The organism is Streptomyces sp. NPDC001732 (assembly GCF_053596315.1).
In genome coordinates this window covers 1-1,195 of record NZ_JBSFFY010000210.1, presented here as the reverse complement: position 1 = coordinate 1,195, position 1,195 = coordinate 1, and the positions used below count along the sequence as shown (strand labels likewise).

Below are 1,195 nucleotides of genomic sequence, written 5' to 3'. Positions count from 1 at the left end.
CTGGGTGTCCTCACCCTACGAACGGGAGGATCAACCCGTTCAAGAAGGTAGAGCCACTTGTCCCCGGGCCGCGGGCGACGGCGGCGCAGTCCGTTGGCGTAGGCCTGGCCGAACTTCGCGCACCAGCGGCGGACGGTCTCGTGGGAGACGATGACGCCGCGCTCGAGCATCAGTTCCTCGACCTCGCGGAAACTGAGCGGGAAGCGGAAGTACAGCCACACGCAGTGCGCGATGATCTCCACCGGGTACCGGTGCCGCCTGTACGACGGCGACACGCTCCCCACGGACGATCCCCCTCCACCATGATCAACCCGAGGATCCTCCCACGCCATTCGCCAACGTGACAGTCCCCGCGGGGCGGCTTCTCCACCAAGAGCAATTGTCAAAACCTGTGGGTCGAGTCGTTGGCGTTGTGGCTGAGCATGGTGGTGACGGCGAGGGCCATCGGGCTTGGAAACCAGTAGCGCTGTTACAAGTGACCGGTTGAAGATGACGGCATGGATGCGCAGCAGGTGGCCTTGCGGAAGATGACGCCGGCGGAGTATCACGCGGCGACTGAGCATCGTGAAGCCGAGGCGGCTCGTGTGCTCAGCAAGTTCATGCCGGAAGAACTGGCGCGAGAACGGGTCAGGCACGGCACGGCCAAGTTCCTCCCTGACGGCCCCGACACAGCCGGTCATCAGCTCGTGATGGCGGAGAACGGATCAGGCGAGGTGGTGGGGAACGCGTGGATCGGTCCGGATCCGGGCCAAGCGTCGGGCACCGCTAGCTCCGCGTGGCTGTACGACATCAACGTCTTCGAGCCGTTCCGACGCCGTGGATACGGATCCGCCATCCTCGCAGCCGCCGAGGAGCTCGTCGCTCGCGAGGGCAAGACAGCGCTTGCCTTGAATGTCGTCGGAGGCAACGAGGCGGCCATCGCAATGTATCGCCACAGCGGCTACGAAGTGTCGTCGATGTCCATGCGTAAGAACCTGTAAGGGCAAGAACGGGTGGGCGGCATCCATCAGGCGAACAATAATCTTGCTGATTAGCGGTAGGCCCAGCTGCCGGGACAGGGTGCGGGCTCAGGGTTGTCTTCCGCACGTCGGGCAGCCCGTTACTGAGGTTGAACTCGTGATGTCGTGTCCTTGCTCAGGCGGATCTGATGGTCAGGCCGGTCTCGGCGAGGCAGCCGTCTATGAGGTCGCTGCGG

Annotated in this window: 1 protein-coding gene and 1 pseudogene; one reads left to right on the top strand and one right to left on the bottom strand. The window is 64.0% G+C overall.

Annotated features, from left to right (window positions below; genetic code table 11):
- Positions 1 to 284: pseudogene (locus tag ACWCXX_RS41445) on the bottom strand (IS6 family transposase); the annotation flags it as partial.
- A gap of 213 nt (positions 285 to 497) precedes the next feature.
- Here ACWCXX_RS41445 and ACWCXX_RS41440 point away from each other — a divergent pair.
- A complete protein-coding gene (locus tag ACWCXX_RS41440; protein ID WP_451136508.1) occupies positions 498 to 980 on the top strand; it encodes a GNAT family N-acetyltransferase in 483 nt (160 codons plus the stop codon).
- Positions 981 to 1,195: the final 215 nt, after the last annotated feature.

Excerpts from the sequence above, each read along its gene's own strand:
- ACWCXX_RS41440 (WP_451136508.1), top strand. The coding sequence starts at position 498 with ATGGATGCGCAGCAGGTGGCCTTGCGGAAGATGACGCCGGCGGAGTAT.